The sequence below is a fragment of the Staphylococcus sp. HMSC034G07 genome (assembly GCF_001835975.1).
GTDB classification, from domain to species: Bacteria; Bacillota; Bacilli; order Staphylococcales; family Staphylococcaceae; genus Staphylococcus; species Staphylococcus ureilyticus.
This window is the reverse complement of the sequence record NZ_KV826607.1, coordinates 88,678-90,653: the sequence shown is the minus strand read 5'-3', so window position 1 is coordinate 90,653 and position 1,976 is coordinate 88,678. Positions and strand designations below refer to the sequence as shown.

Sequence of the window (1,976 nt, the reverse complement as noted above, 5' to 3'; positions counted from 1 at the left end):
TTGCACGTGTATCTAAAGGACGCTCAATTAGAGAATTCGTATCTGGAGTTCTGTTAGCACCAGTACTTGTAAGTTTAGTTTGGTTTGCAGCATTTGGTGTTCTAGGTATCGAAACTGCGAAAAAAACACCTAAAATATTTGATATGCCTCCAGAAACTGCATTATTTGGTGTGTTTAATGAGGTGCCATTAGGCTTTGTGTTATCCATTGTAACATTGCTATTAATAGCAACATTCTTTATTACGTCAGCCGATTCAGCGACATTCGTATTAGGAATGCAAACAACATTTGGTTCATTAAACCCATCCGTAATAGTTAAAGTCATCTGGGGAATTGCACAAGCATTGATTGCATTTATTTTACTATTCTCAGGTGGAGATAATGGATTAAATGCGCTACAAAATATGGCAATCATGACTGCCTTACCATTCTCTATCATCGTGCTTTGTATGATGGTTAGTTTCTATAAAGATGCCAACCAAGAACGTAAGTTTTTAGGTTTAACATTATCACCTAACAAGCACAGACTCAAAGAATATATAAACTCACAATCTGAAGACTTTGAAAGTGAAATGATAAACAGAAGGAAAAATATTAAAAACGATTGATTCACAATAATCTTATATGCTAAATTTGAATTATTAGAAGTTTTCACAATTAATTCTTTCGGGGCTGAAACACATATGTGTTTCAGCCTCAATTATTATTTTAAAAAATATTTAAACTAGGTCAATAAAAAAGAAGCTAGTATTTTTTGATTCTAACTGTTTTTGACAACGTTTACATAAAAGATTTATAATGCTTTTTAAGTTGATAATTATTAGGGAGAACTAGAGACACTTGTACCTTCACTCGAGGATACAAGTGTCTTTTTTGTAGAAAGGGATGCTTTTATTATGAATGTTTATGTAGCTGAATTTTTAGGAACAGCAATACTCGTGTTATTGGGAGGCGGTGTCTGTGCAAATGTTAATTTAAAACGTAATTTAGGACATGGCTCTGACTGGATTGTAATTGCTGTAGGATGGGGGCTAGGTGTCTCTTTAGGCGCTTATGCTGTTGGCAATATTTCGGACGCCCACTTAAATCCAGCAGTTACTTTAGCATTTGCTATGGATCATTCATTAAGTTGGTCTATGGTGCCAGGTTATATAATTGCTCAAATGTTGGGAGGTATAGTAGGAGCAATACTTGTTTGGCTTGCATATTTACCACATTGGAAAGCCACTAAAGAACCAGAAGTCAAACTTGGTGTTTTTTCTACAGCACCCTCTATCCCCAACTATTTTGCTAATTTCATCACAGAAATTATTGGTACAGGTATTTTAACTTTAGGACTGTTATTTATTGGTATGAACAATATCGCAGATGGTCTAAACCCATTAATTGTTGGGGCTTTAATTGTTGCTATTGGTGTAAGCATTGGGGGACCTACCGGTTATGCAATCAATCCTTCACGTGATTTAGGTCCAAGAATAGCTCATACTATTTTACCAATCGCGGGAAAAGGAGGTTCAAACTGGGGATATGCTATAGTTCCAGTGCTGGGGCCCCTATCTGGTGGAATGATAGGCGCTATGTTTTATCGTCTATTTTATAAAGGGATTTTTGATACAATGTCTATTATTTCTATTGCTATTTTTATAGCTACACTTATACTAGGTGTTATGCTTAATAAAATAGATAAGAAAAACAAAGTTGAAAAAATATATTAATTGAAATCAAATAATATACAATATAACTATTTTTTATATTATTTTAATGTCCCATTAATAATTTTTGCATTCCTGCCCACTATGATGTTATAATGCACTTAACAAGGAATCCAGCATGGATACACCAATCCCCTCACTACCGCAAATAGTGAGGGGATTTTTGTAGGTGTGGCTATTGTCGCCTATTTGTCTTTGCGATTACGCAGCCAATGCGTAAATAACGCAATAATACAACCACTGATGACTGTGGTCGTGATGTGA

3 protein-coding genes are annotated in these 1,976 nt (G+C 34.9%); 2 read left to right on the top strand and 1 reads right to left on the bottom strand.

Annotated elements, in window-relative coordinates; all coding sequences use genetic code 11:
- Together HMPREF2586_RS05735 and HMPREF2586_RS05730 are read left to right on the top strand one after the other, a co-directional pair.
- On the top strand, positions 1-608 hold a 608-nt coding region (locus HMPREF2586_RS05735; protein ID WP_176747372.1), incomplete at its 5' end, for a BCCT family transporter.
- 288 nt (positions 609-896) lie between these two features.
- Complete coding sequence (locus tag HMPREF2586_RS05730) at positions 897-1,715, top strand: MIP/aquaporin family protein (protein ID WP_070812678.1); 819 nt, start codon at positions 897-899, stop codon at positions 1,713-1,715.
- Positions 1,716-1,897: 182 nt separating this feature from the next.
- Here HMPREF2586_RS05730 and HMPREF2586_RS12715 read toward each other — a convergent pair.
- Positions 1,898-1,976: type I toxin-antitoxin system Fst family toxin (locus HMPREF2586_RS12715; RefSeq protein ID WP_141756818.1), on the bottom strand; the 79-nt coding region annotated here is incomplete at its 5' end.

Excerpts from the sequence above, each read along its gene's own strand:
- HMPREF2586_RS05730 (WP_070812678.1), top strand. The coding sequence starts at position 897 with ATGAATGTTTATGTAGCTGAATTTTTAGGAACAGCAATACTCGTGTTA.